Origin of the sequence: Brumimicrobium sp. (assembly GCA_023957385.1) — a bacterium.
Lineage (GTDB): Bacteria > Bacteroidota > Bacteroidia > Flavobacteriales_D > Crocinitomicaceae > Brumimicrobium.
This window is the reverse complement of the sequence record JAMLGZ010000001.1, coordinates 357,050-383,298: the sequence shown is the minus strand read 5'-3', so window position 1 is coordinate 383,298 and position 26,249 is coordinate 357,050. Positions and strand designations below refer to the sequence as shown.

Here is a 26,249-nt window from a genome sequence, read left to right as displayed (position 1 = left end):
CTTACAATGCATAAAAAAAGCCACAACATTTAGTCGTGGCTTATCCTTATAAGACGTTTTATTCTAATATCTATAATGTTCAGCTTTATATGGACCTTCTACTTTCACTCCAATATAATCTGCTTGCTCTTGAGATAATGCTTCTAACTCTACTCCAATTTGAGCTAAGTGTAAACGAGCAACTTTCTCATCTAAATGTTTTGGCAACATATACACATCGTTTTCATACTTATCTGCATGATTCCAAAGTTCAATTTGCGCCAATGTTTGGTTTGTGAAAGAATTTGACATTACAAAAGAAGGGTGACCAGTTGCACAACCTAAGTTTACTAAACGACCTTCAGCTAATAAGATAATTTCTTTTCCACCTAATTCATATAGATCCACTTGAGGTTTGATGTTGGTTTTCTTCTGTGCATTCTTGTTTAACCAAGCCACATCAATTTCGTTATCAAAGTGACCGATATTACATACTATCGCCTTGTCTTTCATCTTTTTGAAATGACGATCAACCACGATATCTTTGTTACCAGTTGTTGTGACTATAATATTTGCTTTGTCGATTACAGTATCTAATTTCTTTACTTCATATCCGTCCATAGCTGCTTGAAGCGCACAAATAGGATCAATCTCTGTTACAATAACACGAGCACCAGCTCCTCTTAAAGAAGCAGCGGAACCTTTCCCAACATCTCCATATCCACAAACAACAGCCACTTTCCCAGCCATCATGGTATCAGTTGCGCGACGAATACCATCTACTAAAGACTCTTTACAACCGTATTTGTTGTCAAATTTAGATTTAGTTACGGAGTCATTTACGTTGATAGCAGGCATTGGAAGTGTACCATTTTTAACTCTTTCGTATAAACGGTGAACTCCTGTTGTAGTTTCTTCAGAAAGACCTTTAATATCTTTTACTAATTCAGGATAGCGATCCAACACCATGTTAGTTAAATCTCCTCCATCATCTAAAATCATGTTTAGAGGTTTTCCTCCTTCAAAGGCAAATAAGGTTTGTTCAATACACCAATCAAACTCTTGCTCATTCATTCCTTTCCAAGCATATACTGGAATTCCTGCAGCAGCAATGGCAGCAGCAGCATGATCTTGCGTAGAGAAGATATTACAAGAAGACCAAGTTACCTCAGCTCCTAATTCAATTAAAGTTTCAATTAATACAGCCGTTTGGATAGTCATGTGTAAACATCCAGCGATACGTGCTCCTTTTAATGGTTTTGATGTGCCATATTCTGCTCTTAAGGACATAAGTCCTGGCATCTCAGCTTCTGCTAATTTAATTTCTTTTCTTCCCCAATCTGCAAGATTGATATCTTTTACTTTGTACTTCAACATTTCTTTAGTTTCGCTCATAATTCATTTTTAATGGATTGCAAAGATAAAGAATATATAGGTCAAACAAAAATTTATTTTTTCTTCTTTTTGGGCTTGGGTTCTGGTAGTGCTTTGGCTGTAATCCTCACAAGTTCACTCAACCATTCTCTATCTTCAATTCTATCTTCAATTAAAAAATAGTTTGTTGCTCCTGGGTAGGGAGGTGCTTCGGTAATAGTTCCTATGTATTCTCTTCCAACTTGTGTCGGCTTAATAAAAAGTTGATTGTCACAAATTAGTCCAAACACTTTTCCGTTAGAATAGATAGCATATTCGCCAAACATCTTGCGAATGGTAATATCACCTGCATGATCAATCTGATCAACAATAAATTCTGCGAAACTTTGTTTGGTAGCCATAAGTTACTTTTGAAATTAAGTGATAAATATAAATAATTCCAACTATATATGGTATGTATTGAATTTGTAAAGATGTAAGAAATAAGATTTATGAAAAAAATAGACCCCAAGTAGCCAAGGCTCTTGGGGTGACAATTGTGAGGGGAGGCTATCGGTCGGCTTTGCCGACCGCCTGATTTTTCCTAGGGATTGTCACCCCGACGGACGAAGGAGTGTCGGGGTCTAAGATTATAATCTGTATTCTATTCTAAATGCACAACGGGTACATTATCTTTCCTTTGCTTCTCAACTATTAAAAAATAAATAATATCTTTGCTGCGTCTCTAAGGGGTGTCTCGTGCAAGCGAGACTGAGATTATACCCATTGAACCGGATCAGGTTAGTACCTGCGGCGGGAAGATGACGATAGAATATAGTGTTAATTCAAAATTTATTTATAAATCCAAGAATTAGCCCCTGATTCTTGTTAAATGTTTACAAACATGAAAACAAGGAATGTTATTAGAGCCTGCGCAGTGGCTTTGTTACTGCCTCTGAATTTATTTTCACAATTTCAAATTTCTGGAACAGTTCGCAGTCAAGAAGGTGAACTTCTCGAGGGTGTTACCGTTAAAATTCGAGGTGAAAATAAAGGAACTCTTACCAATGAAGAAGGTAAATACGTCCTTCAAGCAATCAAAACTGGGAAATACGAATTAGAAGCAAACTTTTTAGGGTTTGAAGGCAATAAACAAAGCATAGACCTAAGTCAAGATATGGTGATAGATTTTTCATTAGTTCCTACTTATTCACTCTTAGAAGGAATTGAAGTAAAAGCCATTCGTGCAGCTAAAAATTCACCAACAACCTACTCAAATCTTGATAAAGAAGCAATCGAAAAGCAGAACTACGGACAAGATATTCCCTTTCTATTATCCTCCGTTCCTTCAACTATTGTTACTTCTGATGCAGGAGCAGGCATTGGATACACAGGCTTTCGCATTCGTGGTGTAGATCCTACCCGAACCAATATCACAATTGATGGAATTCCTATCAATGATGCAGAATCACAAACTGTGTTTTGGGTTAACATGCCCGATATGTCTTCCTCAGTGGAAAGTATGCAAGTGCAAAGAGGCGTTGGTACCTCCACAAACGGAGCAGGAGCATTTGGAGCAAGTATTAACATCTCCACACAAAAAATAGAACGAGATCCTTATGCAATAATCGATAATTCAGGAGGTTCGTTTAATACACTCCGAAATGCTGTCAAAGTGGGAACAGGTTTAATACAGGATAAATTTTCTGTGGATGCACGACTTTCTCGCATCGTTTCAGATGGTTACATAGACAGAGCCAATTCCAATTTACAGTCTTTCTACTTATCGGGAACTTATTTAGGCAATAAATCTACTCTCAAACTAATTGTCTTTGGAGGAAAAGAAAAAACCTATCAGGCTTGGTATGGCACACCTGAAAGTCGTATCAAAAATGACCAACAAGGCATGTTGGATTATGCTGCTCGTAATGGCTTAGATGATGCGGAAACACAAAATCTGCTTCATTCAGGAAGAACGTATAATGCATACACTTATGATAACGAAACGGACAATTATCAGCAGACACATTACCAAGTACATTATGGCTATCAATTTAATAAAAATTGGGACTTAAAATTGGCGCTTCACTATACCCGAGGTAAAGGATACTATGAAAACTACCGAAGAAATGACAAATTAGCTACATATAATATGGATCCTGTTATTATGGGAACTGATACGATAAAAAAAATGAATCTGATTCGTAGAAAAGGCTTGGATAATCATTTTGGTGGAGGTGTTTTTAGTGTAAATTACAAAAATGAAAAAGGTCTAGATTTTTTAATAGGTGGCGCCTTCAACAGATACGATGGAGATCATATTGGAACGGTAGTTTGGGGACAATATATGCCTGTTGCACAGAAAGATCATTTGTATTATAAAAATCATTCTACAAAATACGATGGAAACCTATTTGTAAAGGTAAATTATACCATAAAAAAGGTTAACATTTTTACAGACATACAATACAGAACCATCGATTATTCTTTTATGGGAATTGACGATTATGGAGGGAATATTATAGATATGCAACAACGTGTTTCATACCATTTCCTAAATCCCAAAGCTGGATTATACTACCAAATCAATAATAATCACGCTATTTATGCTTCGTATGCTATTGCAAATAGAGAACCTGTACGAGACGACTTCAAAGAATCTACCCCTCAGAATTATCCAAAAGCAGAAACACTTCATGACTTAGAAGTCGGATATCATTTAACGTATAAAAAAGCCTATTTAAACACCAATATTTATTACATGAGATATAAGAATCAACTCATACTTACGGGAGAAATTAACGATGTGGGAGGATATACTCGAACCAACGTAAAAGATAGCTACCGATTAGGTTTTGAGTTGGAAGGAGGATATACTTTCTTTAATAAATTAAGTGTATCCGCTAATCTTGGATTGAGTCAAAATAAAATTCTAAACTTTATAGAATACATAGACAGTTATGATGCCTCTTGGAATCCGCTTCCTCAAACAAAAGTGATGTATGGCACAACAGATATTGCTTTTTCACCGAATGTTATAGCTGGATTAAATATAGGATATGAACCTATTAAAGGGTTGGTATTTACCTTAATGAATCAATACGTAGGGAAACAATTTTTAGATAATACTTCAAATAACACACGTAAAATAGATGCTTATTTTATTACTCATTTGGATATTTCTTATTCTTTCTCTGTATGGAAAATTAAAGAAATTACTGTTGGGGGAAGAATCAATAATTTATTGAACCAATTCTATCAAAATAATGGCTACACTTTCTCTTATCTAGTAGGTGATGATAGAATACAAGAGAATTTCTATTATCCACAGGCAGGTATTCATTTCTTAGCTAGGCTGGTGATAAAATTATAAATCTAAACAAGTATTTTGCTCGTTTCTCTCGAAACACCTGGTTTGAAACCAAGAGAAAACGGAATTTTAAAACATCAAAAAAATATTTATGACTAGTTATTACGATCATTTTCATAATCTACACCACCAAGGAAACACTTTTATTCTTCCCAATGCATGGGATTGTACTTCGGCTAAAATATTTGAAAAAGAAGATTTTACAGCAGTTGGTACAACTAGCTCTGGCATTGCATGGTCGTGTGGATATAAAGATGGTGAACATATCCCAGCCGATCTGATGCTACGTGTTTTAGAACGAATGGTTAAATCGATTGATATTCCATTATCTGCCGATATCGAAGGAGGATATTATAGTGGAACAAGTAAAGAATTTGCACAATTTTTTGCTTCATTGATGGATATTGGCGTCACAGGAATCAATATAGAAGATAGTCACACACGCACAAAAACACTAGATAATATCAAAGAGCAACAAGATAAGATTAGTTTGATTAAATCTCTCGCAAAAGATAAAGGTATGCAGTTATTCATTAATGCCCGTATAGATACTCTAGAATATACCGAAGGAGATTTACAAACTAAAATCCAAGCAAGTGTAGCACGTGCTAAAGCATACCAAGAAGCAGGTGCCGACTGTATTTTTGTGCCTTTTGTAGAAGATATGCATACAGCACAACAACTCAAAGAGCAAATTGAACTCCCGCTGAATATTTTGGCAGAACGAAGTTTGGATATTGCAGGACTCAAAACGCTTCATATTAACCGTATCAGTACAGGATCAAAACCCATGATGGCTTCACTTAATTTATTAAAAAAAGCAGCTCATGAACTGAAAACAGATAATATTTGGGAAACCTTGATGCAAAATAACACGGGATATTATGAAATAAACAATCACTTCTAAAGTAATTGGTGTCTATCACTTCTTATTAGTAGAAATTAGTACGAGAAACAATGGGATTGTTGTTCTATCCAACACGAAATTTACAATATTTAATAACGGATCCCCTACTTACAAAAAGTTTTTCATAATGGGTTTTGAAGGAAAGTATCTCTTGTTCATCCGGGCTTAGTTGAGTAATATCTCTGTAAATATCATCTGATGAAAAAAGTACATTATACTTATATTCTCCTATTTCCTTTTGCGTCGATTCAAATAGTAAATCACTATCTGTTTTGAGATGAATAATGCCATTTGGTTTTAAGAATTGAAGGTATCTTTCTATAAAACTCCTAGAGGTTAGCCGTTTATTAGGCTTATTGGGCTGAGGATCAGAAAAGGTAAGCCATATTTCATCCACCTCATCTTTATCGAAAAAATGCGTTATCATATCAATCTTAGTCCGAATAAAGAAAACATTTTCCAATCCTTCATCCAACGCTTGTTTAGCCCCCACAAAGATTCTATTCCCTTTGATGTCAACTCCAATAAAATTTCTATTTGGATATTTACGAGCCATTCCAACTGTATATTCACCCTTTCCACATCCTAATTCCAACGTGATAGGATGTTCATTTTGGAATATTCTTTCACACCATTTTCCTTTCCATTCAGTCATTCCATCACGTATATCCTCCATTGTCGGTTCGAAGACATGACTCATTTTTTTTATCTCTGCAAACTTAAACAGCTTGTTTTTTCCCATCTTTTATTACCTTGGTGCTACAAAAATAGAAATCTTCCATAAGCTGTGATCCATTCTGTCGTAAATTCCATTCAAAATAAGCGGATTTTATTGAGTCCACTCAATTGGGGTTTGGGACATGTTAGCCGAACTATACCTATCATTACTACTCTACTAGAGAATAATAATGAAGTATTTATATGCTGCGATAATGAACAAGAACTATTCTATCGGAATTATTTTCCAGAACTATGGTATATTCCATTTCAGGGATATCCCTTCCATTTTCGGGGCAATGGAACTTGGATAATTGATATATTAAAACGTTTTAAACCGCTTTATAATCGTTTTTTAAAAGAAAAAAACGAAGTAGAACAGCTTATAGATAAGTTTCATCCTGATTTAATTATCTCCGATCAACGTTTTGGTTTTCGGCACACACAAGTAAGAAGTATTATTATTTCTCATCAATTAAATCTTCCCGTTCCCTCTTGGAATTGGATAGCAAAGTGTTGGAATAGGCGGTTATTAAAAGCCTTTGATGAAATATGGGTGCCAGATACTCCAGACAGAAGACTATCAGGAAACCTAAGTAAAGGATTAACTAAAAATGTGAGTTTCATTGGAAATTGTTCTCGTTTTAAAGAAATAATTCCCTCTTCAACAAAGAAATATAAATACCTTATTATTGTAAGTGGTCCCATACCGTACAGTAAGCAATTTATTGAATTAATTTTAGCTAAATTCAATGATGTAGCACACCTATCTGCGCTTATTGCTTCCCAAGAATTACTTGCAGAATTAGAATATCCTGCACAAATAACATACTTTTCCAATCCCACATCTTCTGAATTTGAGCAACTTCTTCACGACAGTGAAATTATTATCAGTAGATGTGGTTATTCAACGCTCATGGATTTAGAAAATACGAAACATTCAGCCATTCTTATACCTACACCCGGACAAAAAGAACAGCTCTATTTGGCAAAAAATAATGCATCTCATGCAAATTGGGAGATGTTGACGGAAAAAGAATTCTTAAAAAAGGTATTTTAAATAGCATTATACCCTCTTTCTTTTCGAATCTTTTTCTTTTCTCTTTTCTGTGTCTGTTTAACACGTTTTTTAGCTTCCTTAGATTGGAGCTTCCAGAATGCTTTACGAGCCGCTTTTTGTTGTTTTTCGGCTGCCTTCAATCTATCTCTTCTATCACGCGCAATGTTGCGTTCGGCTTCATCAACAGTAGTAGGCGTCTTTGCTGGACCCGAACTTGCACATGATGAACCTAAAGAAATAATGTTAAATAATACGAAAGTTAATATAAATATCGTTCTTTTAGTCATAAATTTGTTCTCTAAGTTCGAGGCTATGAACATACGTAAAATATTTGTCTTCTTATTATTCTTAGCTGTATTTTTATCCTGCAATAAGAATAAACACCATCCTGTGCCATATTATTCTTTTGACGTTACTATTAATTTAACATTACCATCATACAATAATTTACAAGGTGTAGGCGGTTGGGCGTATGTGAGCGGAGCAGGTTCTAAAGGTATTGTAGTGTATAGACAAAGCATACAAAATTTTATTGCCTTTGACCGACATTCTCCAGCAGAAGGAAGTGAAAATTGTAAGGATGGACTTGAGGTAGATTCGGAGAATTTTCTCATCCTGAACGATCCATGTTCCAATGCTAAATTCTCGTTATATGACGGCTCAGTTATAAGTGGAAATTCAAAATGGGGGCTACGCTCATACCTAACGGAATACAACGGCGGAGACTTAGTTAGAATTTATAACCCTTAATTCATTGGGTAATATACAACATAAACTCCATTTTCTACCGATAACTAGCGATACTCAATTAATTATCGTATCTTTGCACCATCATTTATTATGATAGGCTTCTGCCTCTGCATTCCTTGATATTGTTTAAGATTTAATTTTTCTCACTCAGTTTTTGCTTTTTCAGTTGCCAAACAAAAGTCAATTCTTTTGGTAGTAATATCATTAGTTTGATTAAAAAGTAAAACAATATTAAAAGAATAGAATTAAAATTTAATGAAGAATATGCTTTTAACTATCACAAAAATGTGATGATAATATCTTTTTTACTTGACCTTCTCATTTTTATAAAAGATTGTTCAAGTAAACACCATAAAATTTAAAAAGCACTCCTCATTAGTAAAAACAAAGTATGAATTTTAAAGAATTAAATTTAATTGAACCTATCCAAAAAGCATTAACAGATGTTAGTTACATGGAGCCAACAGAGATTCAACAGAAAGCAATACCACAAATACTTAAAAATCGAGATTTATTAGGATGTGCACAAACGGGTACCGGAAAGATAAACAGCAAAATACAGTAATAACACAATAAAAATAGATTTAAGTAAATGGCAGATAGTTATAACAAGAAGTCCTTACAGCAAAAAAGAGACAAAAAGAAAAAAGACAAACAAGAGCGTAGAGAAGAACGTAAGATGAATAACGATAAGGGAAAAGGCTTAGATGATATGATAGCCTATTTGGATGAATTTGGCAACATAACCGATACACCACCCGAACTACAAAAAAGAAGTGAAATAAATGTAGAAGATATTCAGTTAGGAGCAGCTCCTATTACGCATGATAAGCCTAGTGAATTTGTGGGAACGGTTGTTTCTTTCTTTGCTGATAAATCGTATGGATTTATTAAAGAAGATGGAAGTGATGCAATAGTCTTTGTACATAGTAATAACCTAACAGAGCCCATAAGCGAAAATAATAAAGTAACATACGAGAAAGAGAGAACTCCCAAAGGGTATGCTGCAATTAATGTAAAAAAAGTAAAGTAAATTTAGCAACACATATAATATACAAATAATGAAAGAAGGTACAGTAAAATTCTTTAATGAATCAAAAGGTTTTGGATTCATAATACCAGATGACGGTTCAAAAGATGTATTTGTTCATGCAAATGGATTAAAAGAAGAAATTAAAGAAAACGATAAAGTGGTTTTTGATGTTGAAGAAGGCAGAAAAGGACCAAATGCTGTGAATGTGAAATTAGCATAATCAAAGCTAAAACCTGAGTTGAATGAACTCAGATTTTATTTATATTTTTAATAAAGCATAATATACAGACTATTATCACTAAATTTAATAGTCCTAGATTAGCTACAACAAATAGTTTTGTGTAAATTTGCCATGCATTTTTAAAAATCATTGTTGTGATAAAAAATTTGAATAAGTATAATTTGTTGTTTATTAGTTAATTAACAAACTTATTCTCTTTATCTCGGTATAATTATCATGGATAAAACATTAAAGGATTTTCTGTCATTAGCTCAACTTCTACTGGAAAATGAAAAAATCAGTCCAGTAGCTAAATTTATTCCAGCCAAAGAAATGTTTGATCGAGTAGATTTAAGTCTTCACTACAATCCCATGGATGAACAGGAATACTATGAGAAATTAAAAGAATTAATAAATCACAGTACTAAAACCTCTAGTAATGCATTTTTCAACCAATTATATGGAGGTAGGAATGAAAAAGCAGTTTTGGGTGAATTGCTATCTGTTCTATTAAACAATAGCATGTACACCTATAAAGCAGCCGGAATACAGGTTGGGGTAGAAAAGATTACTTTACGCGAAGTGTGTAATATCATTGGATGGGACGAAAGATCGGATGGCACGTATGCATCAGGTGGTTCGATGACCAATCTCATGTCTATGATTACCGCCCGTGATGCCTTTAGATCCTCCATCCGTTTCAACGGAATAGAAGACAAGTTAACTGTATATACTTCTGTAGAATCACATTTCAGTATTCCTAAGAATGCAGCTTTTATTGGAATTGGTAAAAAAAATGTACGTCTTATTCCTACGAATAAAAAAGGAGAAATGGACGTAGCATATTTAGAAAAAGCCATCCAAAAAGATATGCAAAGTGGTTTCCACCCAATCATGGTAAATGCTACAGCAGGTACCACCGTTTTAGGTGCTTTTGACCCAGTCGAAGCTATCAGTAAAATTTGTAAACAATATCGCATTTGGTTACATGTTGATGGTGCATACTGTGGGGCTGTTATTTTCAGTAAGAAATATAAATACCTTATAAAAGGATTAGAAAATGCTGATTCCTTTAGCTTCAATCCTCATAAAATGTTTGGAACTCCTCTTACCTGCTCTATTTATGTGGTAAAGAATAAAGAACATTTATATAATTCATTTTCCGTGGAAGCTGATTATCTTTTCCAAACGGAGGAAGATGAATACAATCCAGGAAAGACCTCTCTTCAATGTGGAAGAAGGAATGATGCACTCAAATTTTGGACACTCTGGAAAAGTGTTGGAACAAATGGGTTGGAAACAATTGTTGACCATGAGTTTGAATTAGCAGATACTGCTAGAGAATATATCCGTAAGCATGCTGACTATACGTTATATAGTTTTGATCATTCTATCTCCATTTGTTTCAATTATAAAAATATTCCTGCAAAAGAAATTTGTGAGAAATTATACCAAGAAGCTCAATTAATGGTGAGTTATGGTAGTTACCAAGGACAAGAGTTCATTCGTTTAGTAACTATCAATGGACAAAATTCTAGTGAAGATATTCTAGCATTCTTTGAAAAATTTGAAGCGTTTGCAAAGAAACACTATTTGAATACACTTGAAAAAGTACATTCATAATACATAGGATTGCTATCAAATCTATTACTAAAAATCAGGTGTTCCTGTCGTTTTCATTTCATTACGTGCTTTTGCACTCCTGAATGTAAAGTCCAAACGATAATAGAAAATCGGTAAGAAACCTAATTGGTATTTATTGGCAATTGGTTCTTTACTTGGATCTATCAAGTTTGGAGCATAAGAAAGGGCTAAAATGTTTTTAGTATTGAGAATATTCACTAAATCTACACTAATCTCGTGAGTAAATCTCTTCGTATTCAACACATACGCAACTTTAAAGTCTAATCTAAAATAAGGCTTAAACTGACGAGTATTAAACAAGGAATCCTTAAATACCAATTCTTGATCTATCTTAGTTTGTGCTACATTCACATAACCATACCTTCTTCCACCGGCACCTGATACTTTTAATCCAACTGAAATAGTGTTCTTAGCATTTATCTTAAATTCCTTTCCTCCTAGCACATTATAGGTATAGTTTCCATTAAAATCTGTGTTGCGTTCTATTCCGTCACTTCCTTTATACTGTGATTGATATAATGCTCCGGTAATCATAAAGTAATAGGTTCGATTAAAATGTTTTTGTACAGTCAATTCAATACCATAATTTGTTCCTGTACCCTTATTGACCAATTGTCCAGGGAAGAAACGTTGAAATCCGGAACCTTGGTTAATCATACTAAATGCAGATGGAAACATATCCACGGGAATTCCATACAGATACTGATAATAGATTTCAGTTCTAACCGTCATAAAACGTTTAAAATCCTTTTGATAACCTAATGCCGTATGTATGCTACGGGTAAAGTCCATATTTTTATTAAATAAAGTCATCTCGCCATTTACATCTGGGCGTTGATATACATATTGATACAAAGGCTGCATCTGTGAGTGCATTCCTGCACCAGCACTGAGAGAGTTTCCATCTCCAAATCTCCATTGCCACCCTAAACGAGGCTCAGCATAAGTCCAGCTATTACTAAGTGAAAAATATTGGCTATGAATACCTGCTGATAAATCCATATTCTCTGTGATTTTCCATTTATACTGGAAGAACGGCTGAATTAATGCAGAGACACCTTTGTAATCATAACGTGTAACAAAAGAATCATGTGTTACATTCAGTACAGTGTCTAGATAATTCAAATAATAAACATCTACATTCACCCCGGCTTTAATGATATGACGCGGGCTAATTTTATGATTTACACTCGCATAAAGAGCAGTTCTCATAGTGTGAAAGACATAACCTAACATCGGATAAATTGAGTCAGTCCGTATTTCGTAGGAGCCATCACCTAATTGCTTAGCACTTCGCACCAAGTAATCATGTCGTGTATGCTGGTTATCGTAATTTTGTGCGATTGTAGCAGAAAAGAACGTATTACGGGAAACAGGTTTTTTATACGTCACACCAAGTACGCCCATGGCAGTTCCAAAATATTGATCTCTATCACCTTCTCCAAATGCCTCTTCAGAAGCTTTCGTTTGATCAGATATTTTAATGGCAATCTCTGACATTCCACCAATACCAAACACACCTACATGCCCTCCATTTTTCAAAGGAAATGATAATTTAAAGGCCATATCTCCGTATGTTGGAACGGCATCTGTACCAATCTTAATTTTCATTGCTTGAAAAATACTTAAGGTACTATATCTTCCCATTACCAAATAACTAGAGCGAGTTTTACGATTAAACGGACCTTCTGCCATAACTTCTGTTCCAAGAAATCCAAATTGACCAGCAAATTCATGCTTATCAGTATTTCCATTTCTCAATTTCAAGTCAAAAACTCCAGAAATAGCATTACCGTATTCTGCGGGAAAGGCAGACATAAAGAAATCAGAATTGGATAATATCTTATTGTTCAAGATAGCCACCGGACCTCCTGTAGAACCAGAAATTGCAAAATGGTTTGGGTTGGGAATATCAATACCTTCCACTTTCCATAAAACACCTAGGGGTGTATTTCCTCTGATTACAATATCATTTCTAGAATCATCAGCACCTTGAACTCCAGCAAAGTTACTAGCCATACGGGCAGGATCTCCTCTCGAGCCTGCATATCTATCTGTTTCTTCTACACTGAATTGCCTCGCAGAAATTAATGCCATTTCATTATTTACCTCTCCAGATTTTCTTCCAACAATGCTAACTTCCTCCATAGTAACAATATCTTCTTGTAATTGAAGATTTTGGATAGATTCTCTTCCTGAAATTACCTGAATAGTTACTGAACTACTTTTATACGAATTATAGCTAGCAATTAACTGATATTTTCCAATGGGAATATTCGTAAATATAAATAGACCGTCCATATCGGCAAGAGCATTATACTTCTGAGTAGAATCGCGAACAAGTGTAACTTTAGCTCCTACCAACGGATATTGAGATTCGGCATCCACAACACTACCCCGAACAGTTTGAACAATTTGTCCAAATGCATAAGTAGTAATAAGAAATGCACTAAATAGAATAAATCTTTTCATGTGTTAGTTTTTCAAAAACAAAGAAAACAAATTTTATTTATAATCATTCTCTGTTTCCCATTCTTCCTTTGTCCAATCTTTAAAATAAACTTTCTTAAAGGAATAGGTATTCATTTTATTCAAATACAGATTCCTGACTTTTGAATAAACTATCTTAATTGTTTCTTCATACCAAAGAATTACAAAAGGAGAATCATCCATCAGAACGCTCTCTGCTTCTGAAAAATATTTATAACGATCTACTATGCTATTTGCCTGCATGCCTTTTTCAAAAAGTTCGTCGTATTTAGGATTTTGATACCTAGATATATTAGTAATTGAAGGAGTTGATGGGTCTAAAGGAACCGTTTTGCCGTATGCATTTAACAAAAAACTTTCTGGGCTATAATAATCTGCATACCAGGAAGTTCGGAAAATGTCACCTCGAGAATAATATTGATCCTGCAACATTTCCTTAAATTCGATACCATCTAAATTCACATTGATATTCAACACTTTCTTAAGCTGCTTAGCTACTTCATCTGCAACTGCACTATGGTGAGTCCCAATATTAAATTTTAAGCTGATGGTAGGGAATCCTTTACCATCTGGATATCCAGCTTGTGCTAGTAATTTTTTTGCCTTCTCAGGTTGGAAAGTGTATGCGTGTTCTTTAACATCTTTCGCATTATACCCTTTAAAAGCGGCAGGGGGAACAACCCCTCCGTCTCCTGTACTATACGCTTGATTATTTAAGATATTTTCAACTATTTCATCACGATTAATAGCATAGTTAATTGCCTGACGTACACGTACATCTTTAAATTCTTTCTTGAGCATATTAAAACAATAATATTGCGTTCCAAGCAAAGGTTTTCTATCCAAAATTAAATTGGGAGGGGTGCTATTAAATTCTTGAATTTTACCTTCACCTAAAAGAGAAGATATTCGGCTAGGAGGAAGACCATCAATCAATTCTATAGATCCTTCTTCAAACATTTCTAATTGAATTAATTTTCTGCTCTCCACTAAAAAAATCACACTATCCAAATAAGGAAGTCTATTGCCATCTTTGTCCTTCTCATAATAATTCTCATTGCGTACTAAAGCTATCTCGGTACGACCATCTTTGTCAAACGAACCAACAAATTTAAAAGGTCCTGTACCAATAGGCTCTAGTTCTAAATCTTCTTCTGCAGCCTTTTTAGAAACAATCGAAGCATTAACCATAGCTAATTTATCGACGAAATTAGGGCTAGATTCCAAAAGTTCGAATTCGATTGTGTTTCCATTGACTTTAAGTCCCGAAATATGCTCTGTTTCTCCATTAAAAAATTCTATTGCTCCCTTCAACATCCCTTTGTATAGTGTTGCGAAAGCAAAACTTTCTTTCCCATCGCGTTTAGTACAAGCAGCTTCAACACTATACACGACATCATCCATAGTTAGTTTTACAGGTTTTTTAAAATACTCGTTGGTATGAAAATAGACATCATCCCTTAGCTCAAAACGAAATGTTTTTTGATCTTCAGATACCGTCCAACTTTTCGCCAAACAAGGTTCAGGCTCCATAGTTTGAGGATTAAATGCAACTAATCCTTGATATACCTGACTTAGTAAGGTAGCTGAATATAAATCAGTTACATCCCGGGGGAGAAAGGTTGTAGGTTCATTATCCATTGCATAATGGAAAGTCCCCCCTTCAAATTTAAATTTTTGTCCACCCCCTGAACAAGCGAATAAAAAACAGCCAAGAGTAAACAATAAAAGGTAACGCATACAGCTCATAGAGTAGAGATTAGATAAATGTCTAAGTTTTTTGGTCATAAATTTATGAAACTAAAGTATAAATAATTATTCTTTAAACAAGTCCAAAACGTTTTTTTTTCTGATAAAGTGTGTTTTTTTATCGTCTAAACAAAAAAAAATATATAAATCAATTGTTTATTTAACAAAATGATATTATACTTGCACTTGAAAAAGTATCAAATAAGAAAAATGAGAATACTGATATATCTAATCATAGCCATTAGCACTGCTAACTTTTCATTTGCAAATCTTTCAATAGAAGGAAGTTATCAGGGGAAAAATATTTATGTTCAAAACCCTTCGAGTGAAGATGGATTTGGTTTCTGCGTTACAAAAGTGACTGTGAACAACAATATTATGCCTGGAAATATCAACCGAAGTGCATTTGAAATCGACTTTTCTTTATTCAATTTACAGATTGGTGATGCTATTTTTATCGTGATTGAGCATGGAGACGGATGTACTCCAAAGATCTTAAACCCAGAAGTATTATTACCTAGATCTACTTTTGATGTAACTAATATGTCAGTTTCTAAGGATGGTTTAGTAAAATGGACAACAACAGGTGAACAAGGTCAATTGCCTTTTACTATTGAACAATATAGATGGAACAAATGGGTTAGCGCAGGAGAGATTGATGGTACTGGAGAAGCTGGACCTAATTCATACGAATACAAAATCACTCCTCACTCTGGCGAAAATAAAGTGAGAATTGTACAAAAAGATTATTCTGGAAAGAAACGTAAATCTCCTGAAAAAACTTTTGTGAGTGAAATTGAAGAAGTTGAAATGAATCCTAAAAAAGTAAAAGGTGAAATTAAATTTACTGGAAAAAATAGTGGATCATCTGTAGAAACTAAATACGAAATCTACGATGCATACGGAAATATCGTAAAGAAAGGATTTGGATCTAAAGTAGATTGTAACAACCTTAGAAAAGGTGCTTATTACATTAACTTCGATAATCAAAACGAGAAGTTTATTAAATCATAAAGTTTACTTTAAGATTACCAACAATTTTAATTATATAACATTTGTTAATTTAGTTTAGCAAATGTTTTCTTTTTTTAATTTCCTTTATAAAATAGGTATATTTGCTCGTAAATAGTAGAAATGAGAAAAGGAACATTAATCTCTATATGTATTGTGATTGTAGGAATAATAATTGCTTATTCTATGATTAAGAGCAATTTAGGAGAGAAAGAATTACCCATCATTCAACCTGTCGATGTAAACTCTGAAATGGTAAATCCCGAAATAATGAATCAGGGATTAGGCCACAGAATAGGTGAATTTGAATTTAGAAATCAATACAATCAAAAAGTATCCCTTCAAGATGTAAAAGGAAAAATATTTATTGCTGAATATTTCTTTACTACCTGCCAAACTATCTGCCCCATTATGACAGATGAAATGATGCGGGTACAAAGTCGATTTAGAGGAAATGATGAAGTTAAGATATTAAGTTTTACGGTTGACCCCGATATAGATACCGTTGAAACTCTGAAAGCTTACGCAGAAAAGCACCAAGCACAAAAGGGGCAATGGCATTTCTTAACTGGAAAAAAGGAAGAATTATACCAATTGGCCAGAAATTCATTCTTTGTACTGAAGCCTGCTGAGGCCCGCAATCTAGGTGATGCTAACTCAGATTTTATACATACAAATAACTTCGTATTAGTCGATCGTGCGCTACAGATAAGAGGATATTATGATGGGACTAATCCACAAGAAGTGAATACACTCATGGATGATATAGATTTATTATTAAAAGAAAAATAGGTATTAACCATTCTTGGTTTCTACCTTTAATTCTTTATTAGTAAGGTTCAAGCTATTATTTACTAGCTAAATCTGATTGCTGAGTTGGTGTATTAACATTACCGTATGCATCACAACTAGCTCTAGAAGAACCACATGAAGAAGCGATTGCTAAAACTAACGCTCCAATAAAGATTATAGGCAAGATATTCTTCATAGTTTTATTTGTTTAATTGTTATTGTTAAAGGGCAAATATATAGAAAATCATCGGAAAACGAAAAAAAATCTAATATATTCGATAACTATTTTAAAAATAATCAACGAAAGAACTCGTTAGATATTGCCGAATGATAAGAATATTGTTGATATTAAGTCTTTTAAGTTCCATTACATTATGGAGTCAACAAACATATTTTTTAAGTATCCACCAAGCAAAAGAATTCCAATTTAAGAAAGACTTTTACACTTTTAAAACAAAGAAAGAAGTAGAAACTTTCCTGCAACAACGCCAGTTTAAGTTAATAAAGAAAGGATTTGTGTTAGCCTCAATAGATAGTCTTAATTGGAAAAACGATACGGCTTATGTTCAGCTTTACAAAGGTGAGAAATTCGAAAATATCCACATAAATATTAAAAAGGAAGATGAGTACATCATTAAAAAAACTCCTTCGATTAATGAGAAAATTATGGGTGACTTCCCATTTAGTCCTCGTTTAGTGCAGAGTATGCTTAAAAATATCAGTTCATATCTGAATAACACGGGTTATCCATTTTCTAAAGTATTTTTGAAAATAGATAGTTTACAAATAAAAGGTTCCCATGCACAACTAATTATTGAGAAGGGACCTTTGGTGAAGATTACACAAATTTTTGTCAAAGGTGATCAGAAAATAAATAAGAAATTTGTTCAAAATATTATATCCATCAAAGAAGGACATCCATATAATTCAGATTTAATTCGGGGGATTAGTAGAAGGATAGAACAAGTACAATTTATCAAAGAAATAAAGCCAGCCGAAATTCTTTTTAAACCAGAAGGTGCTGAATTATATGTATATCTAAAAAACAATCCTGTTAGCTTAATTAATGGTATTATAGGTATACAACCAGACCCTACTACAAAGAAGACAACTGTGACAGGAGATGTTCGTCTTAAATTACAAAATCTATTAAAAAGAGGGGAATTATTAGATATAAACTGGAGAAGTTACCAGCCACAAACACAGGAATTAAAGCTTCGCCTGAATTATCCTTTCATGTTTAATACTCCATTTGGAATTGATACAAAATTCAATTTATACAAACGCGACTCGAGTTACCTAACTCTTAACTTTCATGCGGGTATGCAATACTTCTTGTTGGGAGGTTCTTATCTTAAAGTGTTTTATGAATTAGATAATTCCAACTTATTACAAGGAACCTCATCTTCTACAACAGGTGAATTTTCCACCGTAAAGAGTAACAACTATGGAATCTCATTCTTTTATAATAAAGTAGATTATATCCAGAATCCAAGTAAAGGTTTACTCATAGAAGTTGAATCTTCTGCAGGAATACGTAAAAGTAATGAAGCAGGGAAAGATACCACACTAACATCCACAACATTTAAAGGGAGGTTAGATATTTCCGTATTTATTCCCCTAGTTAAAAGACACATAATTAGACTATCTAATACAACGCAAACGTATTACGCCCCGAATATATTCAAAAATGAATTATATCGATTTGGGGGACTCAACACACAACGTGGATTTAGTGAAGAGAGCTTACTGGCGACCACACTCTCTGTTTTTAGTATAGAATATCGTTTCTTAGTGGATAAGAATTCTCATGCATTTGCATTTTTTGATCAAACTTTCTATGAAAATACAGCTGTGGAATATCGCAATGATCACCCTTATGGATTTGGTTTGGGATATAGTTTTGGAACAAAAATAGGGATTTTCTCAATCTCATACGCTTTAGGAAGTCAACAAAACAATCCTATTCAGATACGTGACAGTAAAATACACTTCGGATATATTGCGTATTTTTAATCCTTAATTTCTAGTAAAACGGGACAATGGTCAGAGCCATGAATCTCATTTAAAATCTCAGCCTTTGTGACTCTGTTTAATAAAGATTCACTCACTAGAAAATAATCAATTCTCCAGCCCACGTTCCTTGCTCTAGCTCCACCTCTGTAACTCCACCATGAGTATTTCACCGTATCTGGATAAAAGTGGCGAAATGTATCTACCAATCCATTTTGAATGAAGGCATCCATTCCATCAATTTCCTTTTGGGTAAAACCTGCATGTTTGTTGTAATTATCCTTTGGCCTAGCTAAATCAACTGCTTTATGCGCCACATTAAAATCTCCACAAACAATCACCGGTTTATGGGCTTCTAATTTTTTAAGATGTGCCAAAAATGCCTGATCCCATGTTCCTCTATATTCCAAGCGTTTTAATTCATCCCCAGAATTTGGAACATACACAACCACTACATAATAATTCGTAAATTCAGCACTAATAACACGCCCTTCTTGATCGTGTTCTTCAACCCCAATATCATAAATCACATTGATAGGTTTTTCTTTACTCAGAATAGCCGTCCCTGAATACCCTTTCTTTACCGCAGAATTGGAAACAATATGATAATCAGAAAAATCTCTAAGAGCTACATTTACCTGATCTTCTTGGGCTTTTGTTTCTTGCAGACATAAGACATCAGGGTTGAGATTTCGCATATCCTTTATAAAATCCTTCTCAATGATTGCTCGGATTCCGTTAACATTAAATGAAATTAGTTTTGCCATGTGCTATTTTAAAAACCTTGAACTCCGTTTACAGTTGTATATTTTAATACATTTTTCTTTTCTGGGTGAATACGTGCAAAAGCCGATTGAACAGCAAGCGTACCTTCATGAAAACCGCATAAGATTAATTTTAATTTTCCCTCATAAGTATTGATATCACCCACAGCAAATATTCCAGGAATATTAGTTGAGTAGTCACGTGTATCTACCTTAATTGCGTTATTCTCAATCTCCAAGCCCCATTCAGCAATAGGTCCTAATGAAGGTTTTAATCCAAATAACGGAATAAAATGATCCGTCTTGTAAATAAACTCTCCTTCAGTATCGTGCTTAACAGTTACACTCTCTACTTTTCCATCTCCTTGAATATCTATTACCTCGCTATTCGTAAGTAGATTAATCTTTCCCGCAGCAGCTAAATCCATCACCTTTTGAACAGAGTCTAAGTGGCCTCGGAAAGAATCTCTTCTATGTACCAAAGTGACTTTCGAAGCAATTTTTCTATCCGCTAAATAAATAGCCCAATCTAAAGCCGAGTCCCCTCCTCCAGCAATCACGCATTCCTTTGCACGATATAATTCAGGTTCCTTAATGATATATTCTACCCCTCTATCTTCATATTGTTCAAGAGAGGAAATAGGTGGTTTTCGAGGTTCAAAAACTCCCAATCCTCCTGCAACGATAACGACAGGTGCCATGTGTTGAGTACCTTTATTCGTTGTGACAATAAACATATCATCCTCTGCTTTATCAATCTTCACCGCTGCCTCACCTAAGGTAAATCCAGGCTTAAAAGGTGCAGCCTGTTCCATTAAATTATCAATTAAGTCTCCCGCTAAAACAGAAGGGAATCCAGGTATATCGTAAATTGGTTTTTTAGGATAAATTTCTGCACATTGTCCACCTGGTACAGGTAAAGAATCAATCAGATGGCAATGTAATTTCAAAAGTCCCGCCTCAAATATTGTAAAAAGTCCAACAGGACCTGCTCCAATTATAATTATATCAGTTTGAATCATATCAAATCATTTGGGATGCAAAGTTAACTATTCTTTAGCTAACAGTTTAAAAGAAAAAAGGTTTTCAGTAAAAGTATGACCAAAAAGCTACATTATCTATTCAAATATAGTTTGCATAATTTGTATTGTATGCGGAGTTTTAAATCCTTGTATATGTGTCTTATAATACAGAATAAGATGCTCTAACAAAACCCTTCTATCTGTTTTTTGAATTACCTTGGCCATACAGGTGTTTTTGTCTAAGCTAACTAATTCCGATAGAAGAGGAATTGTCGTATCTTGAATATATTGATGAGAGTTTGGTTTATATTTTAAGATAGTACCGTCCAACAAATCAAAATAAGTATCTCCATGCTCTTCTGTCTGTATCCCCAGTCCTAATTTTTCAATCAACTTGATCATCCACCATAACGGATAATTCGTTAATTCATCTGATAAATCAATCCATTGTATTTCTTTTTCGAGAAATTCAAATAAAGTCACATCTTTTTCGCTTCTTGATAGAACCTGAGCCAATACTTCTGTCATAAAAAAAGCTAACCCACTTTTAATAGGATGGTAGGGTATAGATTGTGGGGTATATATCAAATTCACTTCGTGAATCTTATTCAATTCACTATCTACCCTTTTAGATAATGATATTTCAACTATGTTAAGAGCTTGAAGTATATTTCCCTTCTTCTTTTTACCTCCTTGAAAAATACCTGCCTGAAAACCTTCTTCTAATGTAAAGAAATGGAGTATTAGACTGGATTCACTATAATTAATTTTTTTAAGTAATATCCCATGTTGGATTTGCTTCATGATTAATTAATTATTAGAATCTTACCTACATGTCTTCCTTTATATTCATCACTATCAATACTTGACCAGATAAGATATACACCTGTAGAAACAGGTTTACCATCCATCGTTTTACCATTCCAAGTGGCAGTTCCTCCATTAGAATGTGTTTGATATACTAATTTGCCGGAAGCATCTGTAATTTTTACATCAGAATTATATGCTACACCTTGAATGGTTATAACCCCATCAAAATTAGGATATACAGGGTTTGGGAAAATTTTGACATTTGAGAATTCATCATCCCCTTGGGAGGCATCTGAACGATAAGACACAAGTCCTTTTTCAGTTACAAAAAACACCTCTCCTGTTGTTTGGTTTATGGTAATATCCATAATTGAGTTACTGAGTAAGGGGCTGTTCTCAGTAGTGAATTTTCTTTCTATGGATAACCCATCCGGAGAAAGAAGGAATACACCTGAAGTAGCTGTACCTATCCATTTTCTATTAGCTCCATCTATGGCAATTGCGGTTATATGGGTGGTTCCCAAAACAATTTCAACATTTTCTCCATACTCAATTAGCAATTTCTGGAAATTATATTGTCCAGGAGAAGCCGTAAAGATATTCTCCGTATTATACAAAACACGCATTCCTTCTTCCGTTCCTATCCAAATATTATTATCAAAATCGGAAGCTATGGCGTATACATTAAAGGAAGGTAAAGCTCCATCATTAACGCCCGTAGTAAATAATCTATAATGATCATCCCCCGAATTGCTTAATGTACCATTATCATCAAAAGCTACCAATCCGAGTTCTTTAAAACTAGCCCATTTAATACCGTTCCTATCTATTAAGAAACGTAATGCCACTCTATTATTTACATTACTTCCTATATTATAGTCGTACCAAGTACCATTACTCGTCATAACCTTAATAGGTTTAATAGAATATCCATTTAATACCCATAAATTTCCATTATCATCGTAACTCATATCCGCAATATTTCCCCATCCTATATTCCCCGTTTCTTCAATAAGGCTGTTATAAAAACCAAAAGTATCTACCACTTTTCCTTTATCCGTAATAATTAATGGAACTCCAGAGTTTGTTCCATAAGCCACAATATCCTTATTTGTAGGGTTAATTGCTGTTGAAATAAAATCCCATGTATGGGTATTATTTAACATAGGCTGTTTAAATACTTCAGTTGAAATCCATTGCTCATTTTCCATTACACTACCTCCATCTTTACTGAATAAAGGACCTGAACCCCCAATACCCCCACAAGCAATAGACAATTTATCCTTTGTCCATTTCACACGATACACTGAATTATGCCTAGGACCTTGGAAATTAATGTATTTATTATTGTAATTATCTTTCACCCAAAATAGACCCTCGTCACTATCCGCAATATAAAATCCGTTATTCGATGAACAAGCGCCATTTGGATAAACGTGATTACCTTCTTTTGATTGAAATATTTTTTCTACTTGATTATAATCTCCATCATATATTTTAAGATTATCATAATGAGAAACAAGGAAAAAACCATCATCTGATTGGATATTGCGAATTAGCTCGTTAGTCTCAAAAATCTCTAAGTTGCCTGAATTTATCTTATAGAGAGTATCGCCGAAATAAACAGAGTCGGAATAAAACAATAGGAATAAATCATCTCCAAAGGCTTCTATATTGGTATATTTACCCTTAGGTGCGTAACTTGGAATAGTATTTTTCTTTTTCCATTGAGAAGGATCCATCAAAAATGGAGAAGAAATTTTTCCTACATACACTCCATTTTTATCTATCGCATAAATACTATCATTATAAAAAGCAATATCCAGAAAATCTAAATTCTCATTCGAAGGATGGTACGTGTCTTTTACTTCTTTTTTTTGCAAATCAATTACAACGATTCCAACCCCAGTTGATAGATATGCTAATCCATTTCTTGTTGTAATCTTATTTATACGTTTAACACCATTCGTATTAGCTAATTTAATTGCAGGAATATTATAAATTCGATTACTTTTTAGCAAGTCAAGATTTCCATTCTCGTAGCCAATTATAACTGTTTTTGTCTTCTTATCATACGCTATAGATGAAGGAGATACATCCGATAAGAAATTAGTATATGCCCATAAAGATTGCTCTTCTTTTTCAATATCATATTCTAATAAAGCATTCCCTAATATAGCAAAAACAGAGCCGTCGGCATATACCACATCCTCAGCCACATTAGGTGATACATGCATTCTCCATTTTTCCATTTCCACTTGGGAAGTCACAGTAGAGAAAATCAATAAAACGAAATAAAATAATATTAATCCTTTCATGTTCAACGTAAACGTTCAAGTGTCAAAGTTATTTTATTTTTTGGATAGATAAATCTAAATAAGCAATAACTTCTACTGTATATGAATTGTATTGAATTTTTGAAGATATAAAAAATAGGAATAATTTACAAATAGACCCCGAGCAACCAAGGTTCTCGGGGTGACAATAGTATAGGGCTACTTTCGGTCGGCAAAGCCGACCGCCTTATTCTCTCAATGTATTGTCACCCCGATAGACGAAGGAGTGTCGGAGTTTAAGATTATAATATGTATTTTATTCTAAATATTCAACGAGTAAGCAATAAATACAATGCATTCTAACTTTCACACAAATATCATTACTTTTGTAGTATGGAATTTACCCAATTACATTTAGAATCGGAGTTACTCAATGCCATTGATTATATGGGATATAAAGAATTAACTCCTATTCAAGAATATGCCATTCCGGAGATTTTGGCAGGAAAAGATATAATCGGTTGTGCACAAACAGGAACTGGGAAGACAGTAGCCTTTGTACTTCCAATATTGAATTACTTATCTCAAAATCCTACAGATGATATCAATACGCTAATTATAGTTCCCACACGGGAATTAGCAATACAGATTGAGCAACAAATACAAGGATTAGCTTACTTTGTATCAGTAAGCTCTACTGTAATTTATGGTGGGGGAGATGGAAAAGATTGGCAGATACAAAAAGATGCGCTCGTGGGAGGAACAAATATTATTGTAGCAACTCCAGGTAAATTAATCTCCCATTTAAAACTTGGTTATGTGGATTTTTCATCACTCAAACATCTTGTCTTAGATGAAGCAGACCGTATGTTGGACATGGGGTTTATTGATGATTTAACAACAATCATTAATAAATTACCTAAGAATAGACAAACGCTTCTATTTAGCGCCACGATGGCTCCTGAAATAAGAAAATTAGCTAAAAATTTATTGACAGATCCTATCGAGATTAATTTATCTCTTTCAAAACCGGCCGAAGGGGTAAAACAATCTGTTTATTTATGTTTTGATGAACAAAAGAATAAAACACTAGAACATATTCTAAACGAACGCAAACATTACCAGAAGATTATTATTTTTACTTCAACCAAAGATAAAGTTGTTGAAATCACTCGATTTATGCGTACCATCCAACCCTCTACGAAGGGAATTTCGTCTAATCTAGAGCAAGAAGAAAGAGAAGAAGTATTGCGGGGATTCCGTTCAGGAAGGGTTCCTGTGCTAGTAGCTACAGATGTGATGAGTAGAGGAATTGATATTCAGGATATTGATTTGGTGATTAATTATGATGTGCCTGGGGATGCAGAAGAGTATGTGCATCGAGTGGGTAGAACAGCAAGAGCTAATACAAAAGGAGAAGCTATTTCATTAATTAATCCGAAGGACATGGCGCGTCTAGCGCGTATTCAAAAATTAATTGAAATGGAGATTCCGGTTACCCCCTTGCCTGTAGAATTAGGAGAGGCACCCATCTGGGAGGTAAAAGAGAAAACAAAAAACAAAAAATTTTACGGAAAGAAAAAATGGAACAAGAACAAACATTTTTCAAAAGGAGGCGAGACTGGCAAATAGTATGGGTGATTATTGCATCCATAACACTATTTTTTCCATCTTGTAAGAACGAAACAAACAAAAACAAACAATCTACTGATGTTCTTACGTATGATAGTCTTCCCAAAGGAAAATGGAATGGTGAATATATTCGCGTGAAAGATGACGCAGAGAAGAAGATAAAAAAGAAAGGAAACAGTTCCGAGTTTCTGCATTTAGGAGAAGTAAAGCTAACTCTTGACCAAGAAATCATCGACATTACGCTATTTGAAGGGAAATTAAATGCTTTAAGTTTTAACTCCAGCACTATCAATACTCTAATTAAAGGGACTGAAGGTGAAGAAATTCAAGTCTATTTCAAAAACAATACAACAATTCTTACTCACTATAAAGGAGATTATGCAGCAGATCCCGAGCAGAATGCAAAAAAGGGTGTAAAGATGATTGTTAGACTAGGGGAGAAAACATACACACTCACCAAAGGAAATGTACAAATTATAGATTTTAATCCGCAAGGAGGTATAATTGAATTTTCAGTAAAAGGAGAATTTTCAGACACAGAAAATTCAACAATCAAAGGAAAAGGAAATGTTAAGATGCGCTTTGAAACATCAATACGTCTGGCAGACTAGAAAGCATAAAAAAAGCACGGGAATCCCGTGCTTTTAGAATATTTCA

At 34.1% G+C, this 26,249-nt stretch carries 23 protein-coding genes, 1 pseudogene and 1 riboswitch; of the genes and pseudogenes, 13 read left to right on the top strand and 11 right to left on the bottom strand.

Annotated features, from left to right (window positions below; genetic code table 11):
* Positions 1–63 precede the first annotated feature (63 nt).
* Together ahcY and M9897_01685 are read right to left on the bottom strand one after the other, a co-directional pair.
* Positions 64–1,374 (bottom strand): adenosylhomocysteinase, encoded by a 1,311-nt coding sequence (gene ahcY / locus M9897_01690; protein ID MCO5267589.1) that lies wholly within the window; start codon positions 1,372–1,374, stop codon positions 64–66.
* A gap of 53 nt (positions 1,375–1,427) precedes the next feature.
* Positions 1,428–1,754 carry a TfoX/Sxy family protein gene (locus M9897_01685; protein ID MCO5267588.1) on the bottom strand — a complete coding sequence of 109 codons (327 nt, stop codon included), beginning with the start codon at positions 1,752–1,754 and terminating at the stop codon, positions 1,428–1,430.
* A 316-nt stretch (positions 1,755–2,070) separates the two neighbouring features.
* Positions 2,071–2,168: riboswitch (TPP riboswitch) on the top strand.
* 68 nt (positions 2,169–2,236) lie between these two features.
* Between M9897_01685 and M9897_01680 the strand changes: the two genes are divergently transcribed.
* Together M9897_01680 and M9897_01675 are read left to right on the top strand one after the other, a co-directional pair.
* Positions 2,237–4,705, top strand: coding sequence for a TonB-dependent receptor (locus M9897_01680; protein ID MCO5267587.1), 2,469 nt, complete (start codon positions 2,237–2,239; stop codon positions 4,703–4,705).
* Positions 4,706–4,793: 88 nt separating this feature from the next.
* A complete protein-coding gene (locus M9897_01675; protein MCO5267586.1) occupies positions 4,794–5,609 on the top strand; it encodes an isocitrate lyase/phosphoenolpyruvate mutase family protein in 816 nt (271 codons plus the stop codon).
* 64 nt (positions 5,610–5,673) lie between these two features.
* Here the strand turns inward: M9897_01675 and trmB are convergent, their stop codons facing one another.
* Positions 5,674–6,309: a tRNA (guanosine(46)-N7)-methyltransferase TrmB gene (gene trmB, locus M9897_01670; GenBank protein ID MCO5267585.1), complete on the bottom strand. Its 636-nt coding sequence runs from the start codon at positions 6,307–6,309 to the stop codon at positions 5,674–5,676.
* Between the two features lie 132 nt (positions 6,310–6,441).
* Here trmB and M9897_01665 point away from each other — a divergent pair, with 132 nt between their 5' ends.
* Positions 6,442–7,386, top strand: a complete 945-nt coding sequence (locus M9897_01665; GenBank protein MCO5267584.1) for a hypothetical protein — start codon at positions 6,442–6,444, stop codon at positions 7,384–7,386.
* Here the strand turns inward: M9897_01665 and M9897_01660 are convergent.
* Positions 7,383–7,673 (bottom strand): hypothetical protein, encoded by a 291-nt coding sequence (locus tag M9897_01660; GenBank protein MCO5267583.1) that lies wholly within the window; start codon positions 7,671–7,673, stop codon positions 7,383–7,385. The two genes, M9897_01665 and M9897_01660, sit on opposite strands and share 4 nt — an antisense overlap.
* A 25-nt stretch (positions 7,674–7,698) precedes the next feature.
* Between M9897_01660 and M9897_01655 the strand changes: the two genes are divergently transcribed.
* The 5 genes and pseudogenes from M9897_01655 (at position 7,699) to M9897_01635 (ending at position 11,012) form a co-directional block, all read left to right on the top strand.
* A complete protein-coding gene (locus M9897_01655) occupies positions 7,699–8,136 on the top strand; it encodes a hypothetical protein (protein MCO5267582.1) in 438 nt (145 codons plus the stop codon).
* Between the two features lie 391 nt (positions 8,137–8,527).
* Positions 8,528–8,680 (top strand): annotated as a pseudogene (locus M9897_01650) (DEAD/DEAH box helicase).
* Positions 8,681–8,728: 48 nt separating this feature from the next.
* Positions 8,729–9,169 (top strand): cold shock domain-containing protein, encoded by a 441-nt coding sequence (locus tag M9897_01645; protein MCO5267581.1) that lies wholly within the window; start codon positions 8,729–8,731, stop codon positions 9,167–9,169.
* Between the two features lie 28 nt (positions 9,170–9,197).
* A complete protein-coding gene (locus M9897_01640) occupies positions 9,198–9,389 on the top strand; it encodes a cold-shock protein (GenBank protein ID MCO5267580.1) in 192 nt (63 codons plus the stop codon).
* A 237-nt stretch (positions 9,390–9,626) separates the two neighbouring features.
* Positions 9,627–11,012 (top strand): aminotransferase class V-fold PLP-dependent enzyme, encoded by a 1,386-nt coding sequence (locus M9897_01635; protein MCO5267579.1) that lies wholly within the window; start codon positions 9,627–9,629, stop codon positions 11,010–11,012.
* Positions 11,013–11,039: 27 nt separating this feature from the next.
* On the opposite strand, the gene M9897_01630 is transcribed toward M9897_01635, so the two are convergent.
* A complete protein-coding gene (locus M9897_01630) occupies positions 11,040–13,505 on the bottom strand; it encodes a TonB-dependent receptor (protein ID MCO5267578.1) in 2,466 nt (821 codons plus the stop codon).
* Between the two features lie 33 nt (positions 13,506–13,538).
* Positions 13,539–15,311 (bottom strand): ABC transporter substrate-binding protein, encoded by a 1,773-nt coding sequence (locus M9897_01625; GenBank protein ID MCO5267577.1) that lies wholly within the window; start codon positions 15,309–15,311, stop codon positions 13,539–13,541.
* Between the two features lie 171 nt (positions 15,312–15,482).
* Here M9897_01625 and M9897_01620 point away from each other — a divergent pair, with 171 nt between their 5' ends.
* Together M9897_01620 and M9897_01615 are read left to right on the top strand one after the other, a co-directional pair.
* On the top strand, positions 15,483–16,286 hold the full coding sequence (locus M9897_01620; GenBank protein MCO5267576.1) for a hypothetical protein: 804 nt from the start codon (positions 15,483–15,485) through the stop codon (positions 16,284–16,286).
* A gap of 120 nt (positions 16,287–16,406) precedes the next feature.
* Positions 16,407–17,075 carry an SCO family protein gene (locus tag M9897_01615; GenBank protein MCO5267575.1) on the top strand — a complete coding sequence of 223 codons (669 nt, stop codon included), beginning with the start codon at positions 16,407–16,409 and terminating at the stop codon, positions 17,073–17,075.
* 55 nt (positions 17,076–17,130) lie between these two features.
* Here the strand turns inward: M9897_01615 and M9897_01610 are convergent, their stop codons facing one another.
* A complete protein-coding gene (locus tag M9897_01610) occupies positions 17,131–17,271 on the bottom strand; it encodes a hypothetical protein (GenBank protein MCO5267574.1) in 141 nt (46 codons plus the stop codon).
* A gap of 131 nt (positions 17,272–17,402) precedes the next feature.
* Between M9897_01610 and M9897_01605 the strand changes: the two genes are divergently transcribed.
* A complete protein-coding gene (locus M9897_01605; protein MCO5267573.1) occupies positions 17,403–19,091 on the top strand; it encodes a hypothetical protein in 1,689 nt (562 codons plus the stop codon).
* Here the strand turns inward: M9897_01605 and M9897_01600 are convergent.
* The 4 genes from M9897_01600 to M9897_01585 all read right to left on the bottom strand — a co-directional run bounded on the left by M9897_01600 (position 19,088) and on the right by M9897_01585 (position 24,002).
* Entirely contained in the window at positions 19,088–19,855 is a 768-nt protein-coding gene (locus tag M9897_01600) for an exodeoxyribonuclease III (protein MCO5267572.1), read from the bottom strand. The two genes, M9897_01605 and M9897_01600, sit on opposite strands and share 4 nt — an antisense overlap.
* Positions 19,856–19,863: 8 nt before the next feature.
* Positions 19,864–20,874 (bottom strand): NAD(P)/FAD-dependent oxidoreductase, encoded by a 1,011-nt coding sequence (locus M9897_01595; GenBank protein ID MCO5267571.1) that lies wholly within the window; start codon positions 20,872–20,874, stop codon positions 19,864–19,866.
* Between the two features lie 96 nt (positions 20,875–20,970).
* Positions 20,971–21,678: a DNA repair protein RecO gene (gene recO, locus M9897_01590; protein ID MCO5267570.1), complete on the bottom strand. Its 708-nt coding sequence runs from the start codon at positions 21,676–21,678 to the stop codon at positions 20,971–20,973.
* Between the two features lie 2 nt (positions 21,679–21,680).
* Positions 21,681–24,002, bottom strand: coding sequence for a T9SS type A sorting domain-containing protein (locus M9897_01585; GenBank protein ID MCO5267569.1), 2,322 nt, complete (start codon positions 24,000–24,002; stop codon positions 21,681–21,683).
* Positions 24,003–24,353: 351 nt separating this feature from the next.
* On the opposite strand from M9897_01585, the gene M9897_01580 reads away from it, so the two are divergent.
* Complete coding sequence (locus M9897_01580; protein ID MCO5267568.1) at positions 24,354–25,592, top strand: DEAD/DEAH box helicase; 1,239 nt, start codon at positions 24,354–24,356, stop codon at positions 25,590–25,592.
* Positions 25,544–26,203, top strand: coding sequence for a hypothetical protein (locus M9897_01575; protein ID MCO5267567.1), 660 nt, complete (start codon positions 25,544–25,546; stop codon positions 26,201–26,203). Before M9897_01580 ends, M9897_01575 begins: the two co-directional genes overlap by 49 nt.
* The last annotated feature ends 46 nt before the right edge of the window (positions 26,204–26,249 follow it).

What these genes read in the sequence shown, in the direction of transcription:
- ahcY (MCO5267589.1), bottom strand. Translation starts at nt 1,374, where the DNA reads ATGAGCGAAACTAAAGAAATGTTGAAGTACAAAGTAAAAGATATCAAT.
- M9897_01685 (MCO5267588.1), bottom strand. Translation starts at nt 1,754, where the DNA reads ATGGCTACCAAACAAAGTTTCGCAGAATTTATTGTTGATCAGATTGAT.
- M9897_01680 (MCO5267587.1), top strand. Translation starts at nt 2,237, where the DNA reads ATGAAAACAAGGAATGTTATTAGAGCCTGCGCAGTGGCTTTGTTACTG.
- M9897_01675 (MCO5267586.1), top strand. Translation starts at nt 4,794, where the DNA reads ATGACTAGTTATTACGATCATTTTCATAATCTACACCACCAAGGAAAC.
- trmB (MCO5267585.1), bottom strand. Translation starts at nt 6,309, where the DNA reads ATGAGTCATGTCTTCGAACCGACAATGGAGGATATACGTGATGGAATG.
- M9897_01660 (MCO5267583.1), bottom strand. Translation starts at nt 7,673, where the DNA reads ATGACTAAAAGAACGATATTTATATTAACTTTCGTATTATTTAACATT.
- M9897_01655 (MCO5267582.1), top strand. Translation starts at nt 7,699, where the DNA reads ATGAACATACGTAAAATATTTGTCTTCTTATTATTCTTAGCTGTATTT.
- M9897_01645 (MCO5267581.1), top strand. Translation starts at nt 8,729, where the DNA reads ATGGCAGATAGTTATAACAAGAAGTCCTTACAGCAAAAAAGAGACAAA.
- M9897_01640 (MCO5267580.1), top strand. Translation starts at nt 9,198, where the DNA reads ATGAAAGAAGGTACAGTAAAATTCTTTAATGAATCAAAAGGTTTTGGA.
- M9897_01635 (MCO5267579.1), top strand. Translation starts at nt 9,627, where the DNA reads ATGGATAAAACATTAAAGGATTTTCTGTCATTAGCTCAACTTCTACTG.
- M9897_01630 (MCO5267578.1), bottom strand. Translation starts at nt 13,505, where the DNA reads ATGAAAAGATTTATTCTATTTAGTGCATTTCTTATTACTACTTATGCA.
- M9897_01625 (MCO5267577.1), bottom strand. Translation starts at nt 15,311, where the DNA reads ATGACCAAAAAACTTAGACATTTATCTAATCTCTACTCTATGAGCTGT.
- M9897_01620 (MCO5267576.1), top strand. Translation starts at nt 15,483, where the DNA reads ATGAGAATACTGATATATCTAATCATAGCCATTAGCACTGCTAACTTT.
- M9897_01615 (MCO5267575.1), top strand. Translation starts at nt 16,407, where the DNA reads ATGAGAAAAGGAACATTAATCTCTATATGTATTGTGATTGTAGGAATA.
- M9897_01610 (MCO5267574.1), bottom strand. Translation starts at nt 17,271, where the DNA reads ATGAAGAATATCTTGCCTATAATCTTTATTGGAGCGTTAGTTTTAGCA.
- M9897_01605 (MCO5267573.1), top strand. Translation starts at nt 17,403, where the DNA reads ATGATAAGAATATTGTTGATATTAAGTCTTTTAAGTTCCATTACATTA.
- M9897_01600 (MCO5267572.1), bottom strand. Translation starts at nt 19,855, where the DNA reads ATGGCAAAACTAATTTCATTTAATGTTAACGGAATCCGAGCAATCATT.
- M9897_01595 (MCO5267571.1), bottom strand. Translation starts at nt 20,874, where the DNA reads ATGATTCAAACTGATATAATTATAATTGGAGCAGGTCCTGTTGGACTT.
- recO (MCO5267570.1), bottom strand. Translation starts at nt 21,678, where the DNA reads ATGAAGCAAATCCAACATGGGATATTACTTAAAAAAATTAATTATAGT.
- M9897_01585 (MCO5267569.1), bottom strand. Translation starts at nt 24,002, where the DNA reads ATGAAAGGATTAATATTATTTTATTTCGTTTTATTGATTTTCTCTACT.
- M9897_01580 (MCO5267568.1), top strand. Translation starts at nt 24,354, where the DNA reads ATGGAATTTACCCAATTACATTTAGAATCGGAGTTACTCAATGCCATT.
- M9897_01575 (MCO5267567.1), top strand. Translation starts at nt 25,544, where the DNA reads ATGGAACAAGAACAAACATTTTTCAAAAGGAGGCGAGACTGGCAAATA.